The sequence below is a fragment of the Thermoactinomyces sp. CICC 10523 genome (assembly GCF_016055105.1).
In the GTDB taxonomy this organism is placed as follows: Bacteria; Bacillota; Bacilli; order Thermoactinomycetales; family Thermoactinomycetaceae; genus Thermoactinomyces_A; species Thermoactinomyces_A daqus.
The window spans coordinates 72,113-92,818 of record NZ_JAECVX010000009.1 but is presented as its reverse complement, the minus strand read 5'-3'; the positions used below and the strand labels follow the sequence as shown (position 1 = coordinate 92,818).

Here is a 20,706-nt window from a genome sequence, read left to right as displayed (position 1 = left end):
AGATCAGTTTATGCGTTGCAGCCGGTTTTGACTAAACAAACGACAGCCATTGCGGCAATCCCTTCTCCCCGGCCGGTAAATCCCAGTTTTTCCGTTGTGGTTGCTTTCACATTGACATCGGTTTGCTCCGCTTCGAGCAATTGCGCGATCCGCTCGCGCATCTCCGGTATGTACGGCGCCATCTTCGGCTTTTGAGCGATAATGGTCGCATCGACATTCCCCAGTCTGTATCCCCGTTCTTTCACCAGCTCCCAGACATGCGACAGCAATTTTGCACTGTCGGCATCCTTAAAAGCGGGATCCGTATCAGGGAAATGCTTTCCAATATCCCCCAAAGCCAACGCGCCCAAGACAGCATCGGTGATGGCGTGCAGAAGGACGTCAGCATCCGAGTGCCCCAGTAAACCTTTTTCATACGGAATCGTTACACCGCCAATCACGCAGGGGCGATTTTCCGCCAACTGATGCACATCAAATCCTTGACCTATGCGAATCATGTTTTTTTCTCCTCATCTGGTAAATCGCTTCCGCCAAAATCAAATCGTCGGGAGTGGTCAGTTTGATGTTCGTATACTCACCGGCAACCACTTTTACCTCGATCCCCAGTGCTTCCATCAACATGGAATCATCAGTGACGAGCAGGCTTCTCTCCTGTCCGAGCTCATGGGCCCGCAGCAGATGCTCCCGGCGAAATGCCTGTGGTGTTTGCACAGCCCACAAGCGCCTGCGGTCGGGCGTTTGCTCAACCGTGCAGTTTTCATTGACCACTTTGATTGTATCCTTGACAGGAACGGCCAAGATAGCCGCATGATGCTGATAAACCTCCGCCAGCAGGCGGGAAATCGTTTCCTGACTCACAAACGGACGCACAGCATCATGGACGAGAACCCATTCACTCGTCAAACGTTTCAACCCTTCATAAACACTGTGCTGCCGTTCCTCTCCGCCGACGACGACATCGGCCACCTTGGTCATCCCGTCTTGTTTGATCCATTTCTTGATCCGTTCTATTTCAGCCTCTTTGCTTGCGATGACGATTTCATCAATTTCCGGATGCGTTTCAAAAATGCGAAGTGTGTGAAGCAGCACCGGCTTTTCATGAAACAGCAGGAACTGTTTGCTCTCCCTGGTGCCCATTCTCTTCCCTTGTCCCGCCGCCGGAATGACTACTCCAACGCTCAAGAGTCGATCTCCTTTCAGATCCAAGCCTGTCGGAAGAATAGCGGAAGAGATTCTGCGTCCGGGCCCTTGCCGCCTCCCAAGAAAGCGGACAAAAACCGCCGGATTAAAAAAATCCCATCCACATCCCGCATTGGTTTAATCAATATCCTTGTTTCAGACAAAACAATGCCCGTCTCGGTTTAGAATAAACCAACCACGGGCGTTAAGGCAATGTTTTTCTGTTATTTTTACAAGGCGCGCTCCAATAGCTTGGGCTTTGCGAAGATCATGCGTCCGGCCGAGGTCTGAAGCACACTGGTGACCAATACATCAATCTGATCCCCGATGTACTCCCGCCCGCCCTCAATTACGATCATCGTCCCGTCATCGAGATAGGCCACACCCTGGCCGTGCTCTTTTCCGTCTTTGATCACTTGCACATTGATCTCTTCGCCCGGCAGAACAACCGGTTTGACGGCATTGGCCAAATCATTGATGTTCAGAACACTTACCCCTTGAAGTTCGCAAACTTTGTTCAAGTTGAAGTCATTTGTCACCACTTTGCCGGACAGCACTTTGGCCAGCTTCACCAGCTTGCTGTCCACTTCCTGCACTTCTTCAAAATCGCCTTCGTAAATCAGGACTTTGATATTCAACTCTTTTTGAATCTTGTTGAGAATATCCAATCCACGGCGGCCGCGGTTCCGCTTCAATACATCGGAAGAATCAGCAATATGTTGAAGCTCTTCCAATACAAAGCTGGGGATCACCAGCGTCCCTTCCAGAAAACCGGTGCGGCAAATGTCAGCAATTCTCCCGTCGATAATTACGCTGGTATCGAGAATCTTATGCTCGGAGAAATGCTTTTCTTCCTTTTTGTTTTTGCTCTCCCGATTCTGGCGGCCCAGCTTAAAAATGGAAATAAGTTCATCGCGTTTTTTATACCCCACTCTGAATCCAAGATATCCGAACAAACCGGAAAAGATAAAAGGCAAGACGCGATTAACCCCGGGTATGGGCAGTTGCGTTAAGGGCTGTTGGATCAGAAAGGCGATCACCAAACCGAAGATCAAGCCCAAAAGACCAAATAACCCGTCGACCGCCGGAATTTTCATCAAACGTTCTTCGCTCCAACGAATCCACTTGACCACATTGTTCGATATCCAAAAGGTGGCCACAAACATGACCAGCGCACCAAGCGTAGCACCGATATAATGCGGAGCCGGCACTTCGCCAAAATTCAGAGGAGATCGTTGAAGCACCCCGAAAAACTGCGGTCCGAAATAGAATCCGGCGGATGCTCCGATCAAGGTAAAAGCCAATTGTACAAAGCGTTTCAGCACGGGGCTTCACCTCCTCCCTTCCTTCTGCTATTACTCATTATAGACATTCTTCCAAAATGAAAACCTCTAAGTGCTCATTTTCTTATGTCCTTTTTGTAACAACGATAAAAACAAAGAATCAGTTCTGTTGCGATGATGATAAAATACCGTCAATTAACTTAAATGCTGCAGCTTCATCCAAATCCCTGGCCAACGCCAGCTCGCTGATTAAAATCTGTTTCGCATTCTCCAACATTTTTCGTTCCCCCGTGGAGAGGCCTTTTTCCTCGTCCCTCACCATCAGGGACCGCACGACATCAGCCACCTCGTAGATGTCACCGCTTCTCATTTTGTCCAAATTGGCCCGGTAGCGACGGTTCCAGTTCAATGTATCTTTGATGTCCCGTTTCTTCATTCGTTCTAAAACTTTATCCACGGTCGAATGGTCAACGACTTCCCTGAGTCCGATGTTTTCGACATTGTTGAGCGGAACCATCACTTTCATATCACCAATCGGCATCCTCATGACATAGTACTTTTGCCGCTCACCCAGGATCTCTTTCTCCTCGATCGCTTCGATGATGCCAGCACCATGCATAGGATAGACCACTTTGTCGCCAATGTTGAACAAAACGTCCACCTCCAGAGGGCAATGTCTATTTCCAAGATATCACAAAACTTAAACTCAGTCAATAAAATAAAAATCATTATCTTAGCATATCTGCATTTACTACGTCAATAACTTTTTTCATGAAAAAGACCTAAACTATTTAGTCAAAAAATTGACACTTATGGAGGCCGCTTTATATAATGAAAGTGATCTATGTTCCATCTGTACGGCAGCGGGCATGTTTGCGAAAATCAAAAAGGGGTGAAAGGCATGGGTGAAGATAACCTTCATTCCTTTCAAAAACTAGTTTCTGAGCTTTTGCTACGCCATCGGAGTTTTTTAGATGTTGTCAGCAAGTTTCAGGAATCCAATTCCCGCGTTAATCGCGCACTCATGAAAGCGGTTACAGAATGCGGGTGCCTCCATGTGGAAGCCGGACGGCAGAACTTTCCCAAGGAACGGTCGGTTCACGAGTGGAAAGATCACTTGAAAACCCATCTGTCCGGCCGGTTATGTGACCATTGCCTCGAAATTGTCAAGGCGGAAATGGGCAAAAACCTTTTTTACCTTACGGCTCTTTGCAATCTGCTGAACATCCCGCTCACCGATGTGGTCAAACAGGAATCCGATCAATTGTCAACATTGGGAGTTTTTAACCTCCGATAAGAAAATATAAATCCGTTCACGGAAAACAAAGTGCCTTAAAAGCAAAACAACCCCGGATTCCAGGGTTGTTTTGCACCGTTATTTCAGGTCTTCCACCGGTTCTTCATTTTCTTCCTTCCGCTTGCGTTCAAGCCCTTTCTTCACCCCGTACAGAGCGTAAAGGGCCAGCGGAATAAAAATCACCTTGGGCAATTCATAAGGATATTTCAGCGCGGAGACGGCAACGGCCAGCAGAAACAACGGAGCAATCCAGATCATCGACCTGGGAATGGCCACTTTTTTAAACGCCGGGTATTTAATCTGGCTCACCATCAGGAAAGAGAGGAAGAGCATGGCAGCCATCCATACATAAACGTTGTGCACATACACGTTATATAAGGCCATCGTCGCCAGAATCCCTCCGGCCGCGGTGATCGGCAAGCCGATAAAATACCCCGGCTCACCGGGATGCACGTTGAACCTGGCCAGCCTCAGCGCACCGCAAATCGGGAAAATGGCCGTGACAAGCCAACCTTCAGGGCCGGTGTATTTAAATGTGGAAACATACATAATGATTGCGGGAGCGACACCAAAGGAAATAACATCAGATAACGAATCCAGTTCCTTTCCAAACTCACTCTGGGTGTTTAACATCCGTGCCACCCGTCCGTCCAAACCGTCGAGCAACATCCCGATGATGACCATGATCGCGGCATATTTCCAGGAGTCATGAACAGCCAATAAAATCGAAATGATTCCTAAAAACAAGTTCCCAACCGTAAAACAACTGGGCAACGCTTTCGCAAACATAAGGGAACCTCCTAAATAATTAATACCTGGTAAAGGTGGCGAAAAGCGCCCTACTCGTAACATTTTCTCTCAATTTTCTGTAATGGTTTCATTCTAGGTTATTTAGATATGTCTGTCAATAAACACCTGTTCCTGGATCCTCTTTAACCCCTCTTTAATCGTTCTCGCCCGAACATCGCCGATTCCCTCAACATCATCCAATTCCTCAATCGTCGCCATCATAATGCGCGACAGTGTTTCAAAACGGGCAACCAGCTTGTGAATTACATTGGAGGGCAAGCGGGGAATTTTGTGCAAAATGCGGTATCCCCTGGGCAAAACCGATTCTTCCTGAATGTTGATATGGGTCGGGTAACCGAGAATCCGCACCAGGTGACCGTGTTCCAGCAAGTCATCAGCGGACAGCTTTTTCAGTTCCTTAAAGACGATCTGCGGGTTCATCTCCGGATCGACGCAATAATCTTTGATCAGCAATTCGGCTTCTTCCTCCACATCGGCGACCAACTCCTCCAGCTGCATGCTGATCAGTCGCCCTTCCGTCCCCAATTCATGGATATAAGTCTCGATCTCCCGCTTGATCCGAAGCACCATTTCCACCCGTTGCAACACCAACGCCACTTCGCTCAAGGTCACCAACTCTTCAAACTCCAAGGCCGTCAGGTTGGTCGTTGTCTGATCGAGAACGGATTTATATTTTTCAAGCGTCTGAATGGCCTGGTTCGCTTTGGTCAAGATCACGCCGATGTCCTTCAGGGCATAGCGGAAGTTTCCTTTATAAAGCGTAATGATGTTTCTTCGTTGCGAGATGGAAACGACCAATTTTCCCGTCTGCTTGGCCGTCCGTTGCGCAGTCCGGTGCCGAATCCCCGTCTCGGTGGATGGTATGGAAGATTGGGGGACTAGCTGGGCGTTGGCGTATAATATTTTTTTCCCGTCATTGCTCAAGATAATCGCGCCGTCCATTTTTGCCAATTCATACAAGTGAGCAGGCGTAAACGGGCAATCGATGTGAAATCCGCCGTCCACGATTTCCCGAACACTTTCATCATAGCCCATCACGATCAGGGCTCCCGTCTTTGCTCCCAGCACATTGTCAAGCCCTTCCCTGAGGGCTGTTCCCGGTGCAATCAGGCGAAGAATTTCGCTGCTCACCTTTTCTCTGCGTTCTTCTTCCTTCACACATTACCCCCCCAACGCCACTTTTAAAGCTTCATCCAATGTTTGTACCCCAATCAGTTCCACCCCGCTTGGCGGAGTCCACCCGCGGCAGTTTTTCTCCGGAATCACGACCCTCCGGAAGCCCATGTTGTGCGCTTCAGCCACGCGCTGTTCAATTCTGGAAACTCCCCGTACCTCCCCTGTCAATCCCACTTCGCCGACAAACAGGTCGAAAGGGGAGACGGGGCGATCGCGAAAACTGGAAGCCAGGCTGACTGCGATACTCAAATCGACAGCGGGCTCATCTAATCTTACCCCGCCGACAACATTAATATAAGCATCTTGGTTTTGTAAAAAGAACCCCAATCTCTTCTCAAGGACCGCCATTATCATTGCGACCCGGTGATGATCAACCCCTGTTGCCATGCGTTTGGGGGTTGCGAAGCTCGTCGGAGTGACCAATGCTTGCAATTCAACAAGCACAGGCCGTGTTCCTTCCATGCTGGCCGTCACCGCGGTCCCGGGGGCTCCGAGCGGCCGGCCCGACAAAAAGATTTCAGAAGGATTTTCCACTTCAACCAGCCCGATATCCTTCATCTCAAACACGCCGATTTCATTGGTGGAACCAAAACGGTTTTTCACCGCACGCAAAACGCGATACGTATGATGCCGTTCACCTTCAAAATACAAAACGCAATCCACCATATGTTCAAGCATGCGCGGACCGGCAATCGCCCCGGCTTTGGTTACATGGCCGACAATGGTGATCGCAATGTTTTTCTCTTTCGCCCATCTCATCAGAATTCCTGTACATTCGCGCACCTGTGAAACACTGCCCGGCGCGGAAGTGACTTCCGGATGAAACATCGTCTGAATGGAATCGATGACCATAAGCCTTGGTTTTGCTTCTTCCATTAATATTTCCACCGCGGTTAAATCCGTTTCCGAGGCGACGAGCAGATTATCGGAAAGAGCGCCCAGACGATCGGCGCGCAAACGGATTTGTTCTGTCGATTCTTCTCCTGATACATATAAGATGGGCAAGCCTCGCCTTGCCAATTCATTGGTCGCCTGCAACAGGAGGGTCGATTTGCCGATACCGGGATCGCCTCCAACCAAAATAAAAGAACCCGGAACCAATCCGCCGCCCAATACGCGGTTCAACTCCCGAATCCCCGTATCCGCGCGAGGCTGATCCAGCTTCTCCACCTGAGTGATCGGTGTGGCTTTTTCCTGTTTTCCCCTCTGGATCGACGTTCCCGGAACCCGCCGGGAAGAAGGCTCTCTTTCTTCCACCATGGTGTTCCAGGCACCGCAGCCGGGACAACGTCCCATCCATTTGGGTGTCTCGTATCCACATTCCTGACAGACAAATTTGCTTTTGTTCTTGGCCATCGTCTTTTCCCCTACTTCACTCCGCGTTCATCTATGTTTTTTCAGTCACTAAACAAAAATTTATGATCACAGCATTACTTCTTTCCCATTATAGCAAATCTTAAAAGAAATACACGTGAACATAAAGTGCAATTGTCAGGAAGACTTTAAAAAGCAAACGACAAAATTTTGACGAAAAGAAAAAAGACTGCTAAACCTCATTTGTTTAGCAGTCTGTGATGATCCCGGATCAGGTGGAAGATCTGGCCCCTTCTTTTTCTACCGTCAGCTGGCCGTCCCGGTAATCGATCACCACCGAATCTCCTTTTTTAATGTTGCCCCGCAGCAGCTCCTCGGACAGACGGTCCTCGATGTGTTTCTGGATTGCACGTCTCAACGGGCGGGCGCCGTATGACGGGTCAAACCCTTCTTTTGCCAGATGTTTTTTCGCTTCGTCAGTCAGTTTGAAGTCGATATTTTGTTCATGGAGCCGTTTTCTCAGCTCTTCGACCATCAGCGAGACGATTTCCTGCAGATGCTCTTCTTTAAGCGGATGGAAGACAATCACATCGTCAATCCGGTTGAGAAACTCCGGCCGGAAGGTCTTTTTCAACTCTTCCATCACATTTTGTTTCATGTTCTCATAATCATCACGGGACGTGTCACCGACGGCAAAGCCGAGCCTTGCATTTTTCCGGATGGTCGAAGCCCCGACGTTGGAAGTCATGATGATGATCGTATTGCGGAAGTCGACCGTGCGCCCCTTTCCGTCGGTCAAGCGCCCGTCTTCCAGCACCTGAAGCAGGATGTTAAATACTTCGGGATGCGCTTTTTCAATCTCGTCAAACAAGACGACCGAATAAGGTTTGCGACGCACTTTTTCCGTCAGCTGCCCGCCTTCTTCGTATCCAACATATCCCGGAGGCGAACCGACCAGGCGGCTGGTGGAGTGTTTTTCCATATACTCGGACATATCGATGCGGATCATCGCATCTTCATCGCCGAACATCGCTTCGGCCAACGCACGCGCCAGCTCGGTTTTTCCAACCCCGGTAGGCCCGAGGAAGATAAAGGAACCGATCGGCCGTTTCGGATCTTTCAGTCCGGCACGGGCACGACGGATCGCCCGGGAAACCGACTTCACGGCCTCATCCTGTCCGATGACGCGGTTGTGCAGGATCGATTCCATGTTGAGCAAACGCTCAGACTCTTCTTGTGCCATTTTCTTCACCGGAATTCCCGTCCAGCTTGAAACGACTTCGGCAATATCATCAGCCGTCACTTCCGAGTCTGTTTTTCCTTGATCCTGTTTCCAGTTGTTGCGCGTGATCTGAATTTCCTCGCGCAGCTTTTGCTCTGTATCTCTCAGCGATGCCGCTTTTTCAAACTCCTGGCTCTGTACGGCCGCATCTTTTTCCTTTTTCACTTCTTCCAGTTTTTGTTCCAGTTTTTTCAGTTCCGGCGGAACCATATACGATTTCAAACGAACCTTGGATGCCGCCTCGTCGATCAAGTCAATCGCCTTGTCTGGCAGATACCGGTCAGTGATATACCGGTCGGAAAGCCTGACCGCCTGTTCGATGGCCGCATCGGTAATTTTCACGCGATGGTGCGCCTCATAGCGGTCGCGCAGTCCTTCCAAAATCAAAATCGCTTCCTCAATGCTCGGCTCATCGACGAGAATCGGTTGGAACCGCCGTTCGAGAGCTGCATCCTTCTCGATGTATTTCCGGTATTCATCAAGCGTGGTCGCCCCGATGCATTGCAATTCTCCGCGGGCAAGAGCCGGTTTCAAGATGTTGGAGGCATCAATTGCCCCTTCGGCTCCGCCTGCACCGATCAAGGTGTGCAATTCATCGATAAACAGGATGATATTCCCCGCTTGGCGGATTTCATCCATGATTTTTTTCAGACGGTCTTCAAACTCCCCGCGATATTTCGTGCCGGCGACCACCGTTCCCATGTCGAGCGTCATCACCCGTTTGCCGCGAAGCGTTTCCGGGATTTCCCCATCGACGATTCGCTGGGCCAATCCTTCTGCCACAGCCGTTTTCCCCACACCGGGCTCCCCGATCAGCACCGGGTTGTTTTTTGTCCGCCGCGACAAGACTTGAATCACGCGTTCAATTTCTTTGCTCCGCCCGATCACCGGATCAAGATTTCCGTCCCTGGCTGCTGCCGTCAGATCACGGGCAAGACTGTCCAGCGTCGGTGTATTGACGTTGGTGTGCGCACCCGGATGGGAAGAGAGTGCTTCGCTGCTGCCCAAAAGTTGCAGCACTTGTTGCCGTGCTTTGTTCAGGCTGACCCCCAGATTGTTGAGCACGCGCGCAGCGACGCCTTCTCCCTCACGGATCAACCCGAGCAGAATATGTTCCGTGCCGACATAGGTATGCCCCAGTTTGCGCGCTTCATCCATCGAAAGCTCAATCACCTTTTTGGCCCGGGGGGTATAGGCGATGTTTGTCGGTACCCCTTGGCCGCGCCCGATCAGGTTTTCCACTTCTTTTTGAATTTTATCCAGTCCCAGTCCCAGCGCGATCAACGCTTTGGCGGCAATCCCTTCGCCCTCGCGCACGAGACCGAGCAAAATGTGTTCTGTGCCAATATTGCCATGTCCAAGGCGAACCGCTTCTTCCTGTGCCAGAGCCAACACTTTTTGCGCCCGTTCGGTAAAACGGCCAAACATCATCTTCTCAGCACCTCACCTTTTCTGTGAAAGTGTGTTAAAAGAACCTTTGCCATGAAAATTTCTGCTCCGGAACGAAACCCGATCCCGACCCGCGCCTTTCGAGGCCGGCCGGCAATGGTTTCATCCCTGACCCGTTTTGTGAACAGTCCATCAACCAAAACGGTTTCTATGAGGGGTCAGGGCTTCCTCCTTTTCCTTTCTCAAGTGCAAGGCGTTCCCGAATCAATCTTGCCCGCCTGGTATCCCTCTGCTCCGCATTGAGGCGCTGACCGGCGTATTGTTGCAAAAAACCGGGTTGTGTCATCACCATCAGTTCATTCATGACATTGGCCGACACGCCGCGAATCAGTCCGAGATCAATGCCAAGCCTTACATCGGACAACCGTTTCATCGACTCCTTGGAATCGATAATCCGGGCATGAGCCAAAATCCCGTAGGAACGCTGCACGCGATCCTCCAGTTGAATCGGGGAAACTTCCTGCAATCGCTGTCTCGCCACATGCTCATGTTCGATCATCTGCTTGACAACTCCTTGCAGGTTGCTCAGAATCTCTTCTTCAGCAAGGCCGAGCGTTACCTGGTTGGATACCTGGTACAATTGTCCCAATGCCTCACTGCCTTCTCCGTAAATGCCCCGGACAGCCAGGCCGACCTGGGTAATCGCCGGCAACAGGCGATTCAACTGCTGCGTCATCGCAAGTGCGGGCAAATGCACCATCACTGAAGCGCGAATCCCGGTTCCGACATTGGTCGGGCAACTCGTCAGGTACCCCCGGCGGTCATCGAAGGCAAACGCAAGATGCCGCTCCAGCCAGTCATCAATCTGGTTGGCCAGTTCCCATGCTTTTTCCAGTTGCAGTCCCGGAAAGAGCACCTGAATCCGAATATGATCTTCTTCGTTGATCATGATGCTGACTGACTCATCCTGGCTGAGAAGGACAGCACCATAACGTGATTCTTCAGCCAACATCGGACTGATCAGATGTTTTTCCACCAGCACCCGCTTCTCAAGATCGGTGAGATCTTGCATTCGCACCAGTTCGGCTCCCTGCAGGATGGGGTGAAGATCCTGTTCTTCCCTCCATGCCTGTTCCACCCTGCGGACAACCTCTTCTGCCTGCGATTGGGTACTGAGCATAGGAAAGGGAATCCCGACCAAGTTACGCGCGATCCGCACCCGGCTGCTAAACACGATATCAGATTGCGGACCCTTCACCCGCATCCATTCACTGATCGCATTTTGCATAAAATGTTCGAGCGACATGGAAGGTTCCTCCCTATTTCTCTAATCGTTCCTGAAGCGAGCGAATTTGGTCCCGCAGGCGGGCTGCTTCTTCAAACTCTTCCGCCTTCACTTTGATCGCCAACTGTTCTTTTAGTTTTTCCAATTGACGCTTTAACTTAAGCTCTCCTTTTGTCCGGGACGGTATTTTTCCCGCATGGTTTGCGTGACCGTGAATTCGCCGAAGCAGGGGATCGAGACGATCCTTGAACGTTTTATAACAATCGCCGCAGCCAAAGCGGCCGATTTTGCTGAATTGATTGTACGTCAGCCCGCAGGTGGGGCAACGCAGCGTCTGAGACGAGAACGATTCGTGCGTACCGGATGCAGGAGAATTATCAAAGTTTAAAAGTCCCGAGAGCAGCTGCTGAAAGGAGATTCCGCTGCTGAATCCCGGCATGCTTTCCCCTTTTTCTCCTGCACACACTTCGCAGAGGTGCATTTCGGTTTTATGACCATTGACGATCTTCGTGTAATGAATCGTAGCCGGCCGCTTTCCGCACTCAGGACAGAGCATCGGCCGTCACTCTCCTTTACTGAATAATGTAGTGATCAGGATTCGCATCATTTTCGCACGGATCTGGTCGCGAATCCGAACTGGGAGCTGAAGTGTTTCCCTGGAAATCAGGCGTTGCATCAGCATCGCTTCCCGTTGAGTCATCAGGTTCTTCTCCAGCAAATGGCTGATCACATGCTCCGCTGCCAACTGCGGAATGGCATCACCGATTTTTTCCAGCATCTCCTCGAAAATCTCCCGGCGGTTTTTATAACGGACTTTTTGAATTCGGATAAACCCGCCCCCGCCTCTTTTGCTTTCCACAATATACCCTTTTTCAATCGTGAAGCGGGTGCTGATCACATAATTGATCTGAGAGGGGACGCACTGAAACAAATCGGCCAGTTCACTGCGTTTGATCTCGATTACGCCATTTTCGCTTTCATTTAGAATGGATTTTAAATAGCGTTCGATTATGTCGGAAATACTGCTCATTCGAACGCCCTCCTGCTGACTTTGACTAACTTTGACCTTATGATTTTATTATAGATAAAAAACAAGAAATTGCCAAGCCTCTCTTCTCTATTTTAGAATTGACTTCGTTCGGCCCATTTATTACTCGAATCGTACCGATTTTACTCCTTCCAGCTCGCGCACCTCCTGAGCCAACAGGGGCGATTCGATCCGTTCCGGAAACCGGATGGTAAAGGTGATATTCAGACACCGTTCACCATCATCCTCTTCCTGGATATCGACTTTGCGGATACTTCCGCCTCTGTCTGCGATCATCGAGGCGATTTCGCCGAGCATCCCGGGTTCATCCGCTACCCTAATATGAAGGATATGCAGATGGCGCTTTTTAATCCAAACCGATTCGAGACGGTTGAGCAGTTCGAGGCTGACCAGTACCAGAAGTGTGGTTAAAATCGCCCCGAACAAAAAGCCGGCACCCACCGCCAGGCCAATGCCGGAAACCACCCACAGGGAAGCCGCAGTGGTAAGCCCGGTGACCGAGGCACGGTGGCGCAAAATCGTCCCCGCACCCAAAAAGCCGATGCCACTTACTACCTGGGCAGCTAGGCGCGCCGGGTCAATCCGAACATTGGCCTCTTTCACAAAATCGGAAAATCCGTAGATCGAGATCAGCATAATCAGCGCCGAACCCAGACTGACGAGAATATGGGTGCGAAATCCCGCCGGATGATTGTTCCGCTCTCGCTCCCATCCGACCACTCCCCCCAGCATGCCCGCCAAAAACAGGCGCAGGGCCACCTCAAACCAGGAGATTTCCCATATGCTTTGCATACCATGTTCGCCTCCCCGGCCGCTTTTTCCGTGAAAGTGATCAAGCCGGGTCAGGGCCCCACTCCAGACTTCCATCGTTCCTGATGGCCAGTCCTGCGGGACACTGTGACCCTCTTCAATCTTTCTTAAGCGAGATCGAGCATTTGCGCAAACGAAGAAATCAAGTGATCCGCCCCCGCCAATTCATCCCGGGAGCCAAACTGGGGAAAACCGCTGTAGCGGCAGCCGACCGTGACAAGCCCATTTTGCTTGCCAGCCTCCACATCGGAACTTCGGTCCCCGACCATCATCCCGTCTGTAACCTGATGCTGTTCTTTTAAAAGTGAGACCAAATCCACTTTGCTTTTCGTTTTATACTCTCCTGCGGAATAAATTCCCGTAAACAAGGAAGTTAAATCCCCGGATTCCAGTACGCCGCGGACATAGGGCCCCACCCCGTTGCTGGCGATAAATAAAGCGTATCCCCGTTCTTTTAATGCATGGAGTGTTTCTTTCACCCCGGGATAAAATTCCCCGCGGTGCCTGCCGATCAGCTCAAGCTCAAAACCGAGCATCATCCGGTCGGCTTTTTCCCTGATTTCTTTCGTCGCATCGGGCAGTAATGTCTGCCAGAGTTCATCATGGGTCATGCCGAAAACAGACCTGATTTTGTCTTCAGTCGGCATCTCTTCCCGGTAAAGCCCTTCCTCCTTTAAAACGCGAAACGTTTCAAGAAAAGCGGGGAGTCCCACTTTTTCCGATTGAAATAAAGTACCGTCAAGATCGAAGATGATCGCTTTCACCTGAATCCCTTCTTTCTATTGAAAATCATTCCCTATTTTAGCGCGAATCATCGCGATTGGCGATTTTCCCGCCGACTCCCCGGTTCAGAATAAAGAACAAAATAATAATTGACAAAATATTGTCCAAAAATATAAAATACTTCTATGAAGCGACTGAATTGTCGTTTCCCCATTCCATCCATCTTTTTGAAAGGAGGTCGTCAGCCATGATGTTGCTCATCGCTTTTGCATCCAACGGGATTCGTATGCCCATTTTCACCCTTGTGCCCGCAATGAACGGCAGCGGCAACATTTATCATGGCAAAATTCCATATTCATCCCCGTGCGGCGGCCTCAGTGAAAAAAAGGTGGATTAGGAATCTGACTGCAAAAATCACCACAGGGCTCCACACGGATACCTGTGGTTTTTATATTTGCGTTGAAAACCACAGGTCTGCTCCGTTCCTGTGGTCTTTTTTTTGCTTTGATTAACAAAAAAAGGAGTCGATGTGAGATGTTGGTCAATTTTTGGTTGATCGAAGGGCCCCGTTCATACCGGGAGAGCATTATCAACGACAAGATACGAGGCTTCTCATGGAAACGGCAGCTTTTCTTCTTTTATTATTAATCGCCCGGGCGGGAACGGGTCCTCATCCCTTCCCGCTGTCACGTCAACAAGTTCAATCCCTTGGGAGTGATTTCGATTGCTTACTGTGAATGAGGAAAAGAAAACAGAGAACCATTCCTCAGCGAGCCAAGTTGCGGTGGAATGCCGGGACGTCTGCAAATCATTTTATGAAGAAATAAAAGACAGCCGTTCATGGAAAAACCTGTTTCTGGGAAAGAAGCGGGAAGTGAAAGCCGTTCATCAAATCTCCTTTCAGATTCGCAGGAACGAGGTGTTCGGTTTGCTCGGCCCAAACGGCTCCGGCAAATCAACCCTGATCCGCCTTCTGTCCACCCTTCTGTTCCCGGACCGGGGCCAGCTGACCATCTTCGGACACGATGTCGTCCGCGACCAGCGTCAAGTTCGCCGCTTCATCAATCGCGTTTCCGTTGAGGCGTCCTTTTTCAAAAAGTTATCCGCGATTGAAAACTTGCGGTACGCCGCCCGGATCTACGGATTAAACACAAGCGAGGGAGAGAGAAAAGCGCTCTCTATCTTGCGGCGCCTCGGCATGAACGAAGACAAGGCGCAAACATCGCTGGAAAACCTCTCCCGCGGGATGCAGCAAAAAGTGGCCATCGCCCGCGCATTGATGACTTCACCCACCCTCCTGCTGCTGGATGAACCGACAACCGGGCTCGATCCCAAATCAAAACGGGATGTGCAGGAGTACGTGGAGGAAGTGATGGAGACGCACGATGCGACGATAATTTTGACTACACATGATATGGATGAGGCTGAACGGTTATGCGACCGCATCGCCATCATCGATCACGGCAAAATTGTCGCCATGGATACGGCGGAGGGACTGAAAAAACAGATCGGAACCGCTTCTATGGAAGAAGTTTTTTTCCGTTTTACCGGAAAATCATGGGAGGATGTTTTGGCCGATGAAAATACAGAATGAATTAAACGCCATGTATGCCTTTGTCGAAAGAAGCTTCAACCTGGTCCGGCGCTACATCACATGGGAGATCGTCTTCGTTTTTTACAACATCGTCAATGCATTGACCATCGGGCTGATCGGCACGACCATCAAAAACCAGGAACAACGGGCCGAGATGATTCTCTATCTCGTGATCGGCGCTCTCTTCTGGGGTTTTATGTCCGTTTTATTTGAAGAAGTCTCGAACTCCATCACATGGGAACGTTGGGAAGGAACGATCGAATATACGTTTATGGCACCCATTCGCCGCATTACCCATCTGACGGGGATGTGCCTGTTCGCCATCCTTTACGGATTGGCCCGTACTGCGATCGTTCTCGTTGCCGTAGCCTCCTTTTTTGATTTTTCCCTGCAAAAGGCAAATCTGATCGGCGCCCTGCTCGTCCTGGCGGTCGCCAGCCCTGCGTTTATCGGATTGGGCTTGATCGCAGCCGTCCTGCCGTTGCTCTCGCCGGAGCGGGGAGCTCAAGCCACGCATATCATTCAGGGGATTATCCTCCTCGTCTCCGGTGTCTACTACGATGTGAGCGTCCTGCCTGCTTGGCTGCAACCGCTCGCCTATCTGTCACCGGGAACCTATGCGCTCCAGGCAGTGAGAAAAGCGATCCTTGACGGGGCGGCGATCACCAGTCTCTGGCCCGATCTCCTCGCCCTGATCGGCATCGGGATGATCTTAATCCCGCTGGGGCTATTTGTTTTCTCCACTGCAGAAAAATATGCGATGCGCACCGGCAAACTAAAGAGAAACGGGTAAATCTGAGTTTCACCGTATTGGCGCTTTCGCCTGTAGCGACCCGCTTTCAAAAATCCCTCCATTTTATTCAGTCACAACTTGAAATAAACCGGGTTCATTTGACAAAATGGCAGAATTCGGTCTTTAATAACCCCAAACCATTTTCCGTTTGGGGTTTCTTTGCGAAAAAGGAGGGACGACCCATTTTGTCCTATAAACAAATCAAATGGCTGATCCTCATCATCCCCACACTGGTAACAGGAGTGTGGGAATACGTCCGCCATCAGTTTCTGCTGCCCGTCATCTCCATGCAATTCGGAAATTATCTGACACCGGTGCTGGTTTTTGCCGTGACCATCACCCTGCTTTACCGCCTGTTTGCCATCTATGAAAACATGCAGGAAGAACTGAAAAAGGAACGGGAGGAAAAAGCGGTCTTCAAAGAGCGGGAACGGATCGCCCGCGAGCTTCATGACGGAATCGCCCAAACCCTGTTTCTCTGCTCGGTCAAACTGAACCGGTTGCGGGAAAAGTACCCGGATGCCGATCTGGTCAGCGTCGATCAACACCTGCGCCAGATCCACGATGATGTGCGTCAGGCGATCTTCAATGTCAAAACGGCCTCATCCCTCCCGTCACAAATCTGGCAAAAGCAGTTGGAAACGTGGTTTCACCTGTTTGAAACGGATACCGGTATTGCCGTCCGTAAGAAAATCGATCTTGAGGAGAGCAGGTTGTCCCCCAAAGAGAAGATCGAGTTGTTCGCCTGCATCCGGGAGGCATTTACCAATATCCGCAAACATTCGGGAGCCCGTCAGGTTGATTGCCGTCTCTCCTCCTGCCCGGGCGGCTGGAAGCTGGTGATTGAAGATGACGGAAAGGGATTTTGTGGCGATCCCTTCGCCTCCCCGACCAGCTTCGGCCTGAAGATCATGCAGGAGCGGGCCCGGCAAATCGGGGCAGTACTCTCCTTTACCCGAGAGCAGGAAAAAACGAAACTGATCATTCAAAAGGAGGGCGGGGAAATTGGAATCCCGTTGCCGTATCCTGATAGGAGATGACCATGATCACGCCCGCGAAGCGATGCGCATCATTCTTGAGGAAGATTCCCGTTTTCAAATCGTCGGGGAAGCCAAAACAGGGCAAGAGGTGATCCGTCTGGCGGAAGAATTGATGCCGGATATGATATTAATGGATATTAACATGCCCGGTCCGAGCGGTTTGGAAGCGACACGTGTGATCAAAGAGAAATTTCCCTACATCAAAATTGTGATGGTCACCGTTTCCGATGACGCGTCCGACCTGTTTGCAGCACTGAAACAAGGGGCACAGGGATATCTGCTGAAAAATTTAAATCCGTCGCTCTGGCTCACCTACTTGCGTTCCATTGCAGCGGATGAGACCCCGATGCCAAAAGAGGTCGCCAGACGAATCCTCCAGGAGTTTACAACACCGTTCTCCCCTTCCGAGGAGCCCGGCCACGCCCTGACGCCGCGGGAGCAGGAGATTCTCACCCTGGTCGCACAAGGACTCACCAATCGGGACATTGCCGCAACTTGTTCCATCTCCGAATATACGGTAAAAAATCACCTGAAAAACATCATGCAAAAACTGCATCTGCAAAACAGGGTGCAACTGACGAGATATGCACTGAAAAGAGGCTTTTTGCGCTCCCGGCCCGGTGAATAAAACATTTCGGTCTTTTTGGCGCAACAATGGGATGAGACTCTGAACAAACGCGCGAGGAAGTCAGGCCCCTGACCGGCCTGCAACCAACTCTCACAGATAAAATAGCCCCAAAGAGGGATAGTATAAGCAAGGAGCTTTGTTAAGATGAATTTGTATCCTTCCGGCAACCATGCACGTTTTGCTGATGAAAAAGGAGGCCGTATGCCAAAATGGGGATGAAACGCCGTGTGATCGGACTGGCGGGAATCATCATGCTGCTGATTTCCGTAACCGCATGCAATCAGGCAGGCAGCAAACCGCATCATGAAGCGAATACGCCGACTCCGATTCAACTTAAAATCTCCTTCCAGTCCGATCCCAACCATCCACAGGCCAATCAGGCAACGCAGCTCAGCGCCAGTGTCCAGTCAAATACCGCTCCGGTAAAAAATGCGAAAGTGGAGCTGGAAGTGTGGAAAGAAGGAGAAAAACATCAAGTGCTTCCCACCACACAGACAAAAGCTGGCGTATACAGCACCAAACACACTTTTCCGCAAACAGGAACCTACCAGGTGATTGTCCATGTAACCACGCCCAACATTCACCAGATGATCATGGGAAAAGTCAACGTGGGTCGTTCTTAGCCCCTTTTTCCGCAATCAATCGTTTGGTAAAATAACCTGAAGATGGGCAATTGCCATAACATCTGAGCTAATTCCACTTCAATCGGGAGGAGTCTTTTTGAAGCAAAGACTCCTCCCGTTCATTCACCGCCTGCCCATGGCATCGCAGTTGATTCATGACCGTTTTCCCCACAACACCCAAAAGATAAGGATGGAACCCGTATGAATCAAGGCAAAATCGTGGTTATCGGAAGCATGAGCATGGATCTGGTCGTCACTTCACCAAAGCGTCCTCTTGCCGGAGAAACCGTCATCGGCGAGGAACTTCATATTGTGCCCGGAGGAAAAGGAGCCAACCAGGCGGTTGCCGCCAGACGGGCCGGAGCAGAGGTGGAAATGGTCGGAGCGGTGGGAAACGACCAGTTTGGCCGCATGGTGCGCGAAAATTTCCGCAAGGAAGGGGTATCGATCACCCATCTGAAACAGCTCCCCGGCATGAGCACCGGAACTGCCCACATCGTGCTTGCCGAGGGAGACAACAGCATCGTCATTGTCCAGGGAGCCAACAAAGAAGTGACCCCGGAGCAGGTCGAGGAAGCAAGCGAGCTCCTGTTATCCGCCTCCATCGTACTCATGCAATTGGAAATCCCCTTGGAAACAGTCTGTTATGCAGCGAATTTGTGTAAACAGCATAACATCCCGGTCATTTTAAACCCGGCTCCGGCAAACGCTTTGCCGCCATCGTTGATTGAACAGGTGACTTTTCTCACACCGAATGAACACGAATGCCGCACCTTGTTCGGGGAACAGGCAGAGGTGGAAGCGATTCTGCGCAAATATCCCAATAAATTGATCCTAACTGAAGGGGAGAAAGGAGTGCGTTACTTTGATGGGGAAAAAATCAGCCGCATCCCCGCTCTGTCCGTCAAGGTAACCGATACGACCGGAGCCGGAGACACTTTCAACGGCGTATTAGCCGTCGCCTTGGCCAAAGGATTGTCATTGGAAGAAGCGATTCGGCACGCCTGTGCCGCCGCCAGCCTGTCGGTCACCAAGCTCGGTGCACAAGGCGGGATGCCTGCATGGGATGAAATCAAAAAAGCACTTCAATCACGAAATGAAATATAACCTCCTTCCCTTTTGCTTCAACTGACCTGACCGGGTACCAGCAAGCCGGACCGGCTCAACTGAATCATCATAAAGACGAGAAAGAGTGCCAGCCCGAAATAGGCGATGCCATACAGCCAGCGTATTTTTGCCGGAACACGATAGTACTCATCATCACTTTGCAACCCGCCGACCGGGTCCTGGATCATTTTTACCCGGATCACCATACGGACATCAGGATGATGCGGGGACGGGGAGGATGTGCTGACCAGTTCAGCCCCGGTCACCTCACCCGGGCATATAAACCGCAAAATCGTCCCAATCCCGGGAAACTCCACTTCGGCGAAATGTTCCTGTGTCTCAACCGTACAGTACTGGCGATAGGGAAGAGAACGGCGATGCGCTTCACCCGGAATCCAAATGCCCGATTGCTCAAAACGGGAACGTTCCACATTTGCCTGCATGTAAACATCCTTTTCCTTTCTCCGGCGTTTCCCTCGACGCAGGTGGGACCACAACTCCAGGACAAAGAGGATATAGATGAAGACCAGCAACAAGCTTTTAAGATAGATAATCAGCACCAGCCCGAAAACCAGTCCCGCCACCCACAGCCATCTCGTCACGGCGATGACAATCCGCCCGCCATCCAAAGGGTGAATGGGAAGCAGATTAAATAAATTAATAAAAAATCCGATGTAAGCGATGGCAAGCAAGATTGGATTATGCCACCAAATCCCCAGACAGTAGCAGGCAAATGCTCCCACTGTTCCCAACAACGGCCCGCCCAGGGCAATAAACGCTTCCGTTTCCGCATCGCTCGGCTGTTTCTTCATCGTGATCAAAGCACCCAAAAAAGGAATAAACGCCGGGGCGGAAACAGGCAACCCCCGCTGCTTGGCAGCAAGTACATGTCCCATCTCATGGATAAAAATCATCAGAACCAACCCGACGGCGATGCGAATCGGAAAAAAGAGGGCGTATCCGCCGATGGAGACCAACATGGAAATCAACGTACCGCCAAACTTCCCGAATTTCAAGAGCGGCAACAGCGCTTTCAGCTTTCCGAGCAAACTCATCAGAACCACACCGATCCAACCCAGCCAGGAAACAAATCGGTTCTTCTTTTTTGGATTCTCCTGATCCACTGCAAGGGCCTCCTTGTTGTTTATGTCGCGCTTTCTCCATTCGCAGTCAACCCTGCCAAAGAAACACCACTCCCCCGTTTTCAATAACTTATTTCCCGTGTTACCCCTATTCTATGACGAAACAAATCAAAAATAAAAAATATGCCGCATTTGTTTTACCGGGCCGTAACGGCAATCGGCCCGGCGTTATTCCTTCATATT

22 protein-coding genes are annotated in these 20,706 nt (G+C 50.6%); 8 read left to right on the top strand and 14 right to left on the bottom strand.

Translation table 11 applies throughout. The features are described 5' to 3' along the window. Positions 1 to 8: 8 nt before the first annotated feature. From ispF to I8U19_RS12030, 4 genes are all read right to left on the bottom strand, one after another. The gene (gene ispF, locus I8U19_RS12045; RefSeq protein ID WP_033100635.1) at positions 9 to 497 is read right to left on the bottom strand and encodes a 2-C-methyl-D-erythritol 2,4-cyclodiphosphate synthase; all 489 of its coding nucleotides are present in this window, start codon (positions 495 to 497) and stop codon (positions 9 to 11) included. Beyond that, positions 472 to 1,137 (bottom strand): 2-C-methyl-D-erythritol 4-phosphate cytidylyltransferase, encoded by a 666-nt coding sequence (gene ispD / locus I8U19_RS12040; protein ID WP_198056033.1) that lies wholly within the window; start codon positions 1,135 to 1,137, stop codon positions 472 to 474. The genes ispF and ispD overlap by 26 nt, the downstream gene beginning before the upstream one ends. 272 nt (positions 1,138 to 1,409) lie before the next feature. Next, entirely contained in the window at positions 1,410 to 2,504 is a 1,095-nt protein-coding gene (locus tag I8U19_RS12035; protein ID WP_033100637.1) for a PIN/TRAM domain-containing protein, read from the bottom strand. Between the two features lie 118 nt (positions 2,505 to 2,622). Then, the gene (locus I8U19_RS12030) at positions 2,623 to 3,123 is read right to left on the bottom strand and encodes a CarD family transcriptional regulator (protein ID WP_268745617.1); all 501 of its coding nucleotides are present in this window, start codon (positions 3,121 to 3,123) and stop codon (positions 2,623 to 2,625) included. Positions 3,124 to 3,363: 240 nt separating this feature from the next. Here I8U19_RS12030 and I8U19_RS12025 point away from each other — a divergent pair, with 240 nt between their 5' ends. Next, positions 3,364 to 3,759 (top strand): nucleoside triphosphate pyrophosphohydrolase family protein, encoded by a 396-nt coding sequence (locus I8U19_RS12025; protein ID WP_033100726.1) that lies wholly within the window; start codon positions 3,364 to 3,366, stop codon positions 3,757 to 3,759. A 78-nt stretch (positions 3,760 to 3,837) separates the two neighbouring features. On the opposite strand, the gene pssA is transcribed toward I8U19_RS12025, so the two are convergent. From pssA to I8U19_RS11980, 9 genes are all read right to left on the bottom strand, one after another. Continuing rightward, positions 3,838 to 4,548, bottom strand: coding sequence for a CDP-diacylglycerol--serine O-phosphatidyltransferase (gene pssA, locus I8U19_RS12020; RefSeq protein ID WP_033100639.1), 711 nt, complete (start codon positions 4,546 to 4,548; stop codon positions 3,838 to 3,840). 102 nt (positions 4,549 to 4,650) lie between these two features. Continuing rightward, positions 4,651 to 5,727 carry a DNA integrity scanning diadenylate cyclase DisA gene (gene disA / locus I8U19_RS12015; protein WP_033100640.1) on the bottom strand — a complete coding sequence of 359 codons (1,077 nt, stop codon included), beginning with the start codon at positions 5,725 to 5,727 and terminating at the stop codon, positions 4,651 to 4,653. A 3-nt stretch (positions 5,728 to 5,730) separates the two neighbouring features. After that, entirely contained in the window at positions 5,731 to 7,101 is a 1,371-nt protein-coding gene (gene radA, locus I8U19_RS12010; RefSeq protein ID WP_033100641.1) for a DNA repair protein RadA, read from the bottom strand. A 229-nt stretch (positions 7,102 to 7,330) separates the two neighbouring features. After that, positions 7,331 to 9,772, bottom strand: coding sequence for an ATP-dependent protease ATP-binding subunit ClpC (gene clpC, locus I8U19_RS12005; RefSeq protein WP_232336373.1), 2,442 nt, complete (start codon positions 9,770 to 9,772; stop codon positions 7,331 to 7,333). A 166-nt stretch (positions 9,773 to 9,938) separates the two neighbouring features. Further along, positions 9,939 to 11,036, bottom strand: coding sequence for a protein-arginine kinase McsB (gene mcsB, locus I8U19_RS12000; RefSeq protein WP_033100643.1), 1,098 nt, complete (start codon positions 11,034 to 11,036; stop codon positions 9,939 to 9,941). A gap of 13 nt (positions 11,037 to 11,049) precedes the next feature. Further along, the gene (gene mcsA, locus I8U19_RS11995) at positions 11,050 to 11,571 is read right to left on the bottom strand and encodes a protein-arginine kinase activator protein McsA (RefSeq protein WP_033100644.1); all 522 of its coding nucleotides are present in this window, start codon (positions 11,569 to 11,571) and stop codon (positions 11,050 to 11,052) included. A gap of 6 nt (positions 11,572 to 11,577) precedes the next feature. Continuing rightward, positions 11,578 to 12,045, bottom strand: a complete 468-nt coding sequence (locus tag I8U19_RS11990) for a CtsR family transcriptional regulator (RefSeq protein ID WP_033100645.1) — start codon at positions 12,043 to 12,045, stop codon at positions 11,578 to 11,580. A gap of 120 nt (positions 12,046 to 12,165) precedes the next feature. Continuing rightward, entirely contained in the window at positions 12,166 to 12,855 is a 690-nt protein-coding gene (locus tag I8U19_RS11985) for an MgtC/SapB family protein (protein ID WP_198056011.1), read from the bottom strand. A 125-nt stretch (positions 12,856 to 12,980) separates the two neighbouring features. After that, positions 12,981 to 13,637 carry an HAD family hydrolase gene (locus I8U19_RS11980; RefSeq protein ID WP_235281643.1) on the bottom strand — a complete coding sequence of 219 codons (657 nt, stop codon included), beginning with the start codon at positions 13,635 to 13,637 and terminating at the stop codon, positions 12,981 to 12,983. 206 nt (positions 13,638 to 13,843) lie between these two features. Between I8U19_RS11980 and I8U19_RS11975 the strand changes: the two genes are divergently transcribed. From I8U19_RS11975 to rbsK, 7 genes are all read left to right on the top strand, one after another. Then, positions 13,844 to 13,993, top strand: coding sequence for a hypothetical protein (locus I8U19_RS11975; protein ID WP_160173828.1), 150 nt, complete (start codon positions 13,844 to 13,846; stop codon positions 13,991 to 13,993). 336 nt (positions 13,994 to 14,329) lie between these two features. Next, positions 14,330 to 15,190, top strand: coding sequence for an ABC transporter ATP-binding protein (locus tag I8U19_RS11970; protein WP_235281646.1), 861 nt, complete (start codon positions 14,330 to 14,332; stop codon positions 15,188 to 15,190). Beyond that, the gene (locus tag I8U19_RS11965) at positions 15,174 to 15,983 is read left to right on the top strand and encodes an ABC transporter permease (protein WP_198056009.1); all 810 of its coding nucleotides are present in this window, start codon (positions 15,174 to 15,176) and stop codon (positions 15,981 to 15,983) included. Before I8U19_RS11970 ends, I8U19_RS11965 begins: the two co-directional genes overlap by 17 nt. 185 nt (positions 15,984 to 16,168) lie before the next feature. After that, positions 16,169 to 17,023 carry a sensor histidine kinase gene (locus tag I8U19_RS11960; RefSeq protein WP_198056008.1) on the top strand — a complete coding sequence of 285 codons (855 nt, stop codon included), beginning with the start codon at positions 16,169 to 16,171 and terminating at the stop codon, positions 17,021 to 17,023. 22 nt (positions 17,024 to 17,045) lie between these two features. Then, the gene (locus tag I8U19_RS11955) at positions 17,046 to 17,651 is read left to right on the top strand and encodes a LuxR C-terminal-related transcriptional regulator (protein WP_052154123.1); all 606 of its coding nucleotides are present in this window, start codon (positions 17,046 to 17,048) and stop codon (positions 17,649 to 17,651) included. Between the two features lie 209 nt (positions 17,652 to 17,860). Further along, the gene (locus I8U19_RS11950) at positions 17,861 to 18,274 is read left to right on the top strand and encodes a FixH family protein (RefSeq protein WP_033100649.1); all 414 of its coding nucleotides are present in this window, start codon (positions 17,861 to 17,863) and stop codon (positions 18,272 to 18,274) included. 201 nt (positions 18,275 to 18,475) lie between these two features. Beyond that, entirely contained in the window at positions 18,476 to 19,381 is a 906-nt protein-coding gene (rbsK, locus tag I8U19_RS11945; protein WP_033100650.1) for a ribokinase, read from the top strand. A 17-nt stretch (positions 19,382 to 19,398) separates the two neighbouring features. On the opposite strand, the gene I8U19_RS11940 is transcribed toward rbsK, so the two are convergent. Continuing rightward, complete coding sequence (locus tag I8U19_RS11940; RefSeq protein WP_033100651.1) at positions 19,399 to 20,505, bottom strand: site-2 protease family protein; 1,107 nt, start codon at positions 20,503 to 20,505, stop codon at positions 19,399 to 19,401. Positions 20,506 to 20,706 lie beyond the last annotated feature (201 nt).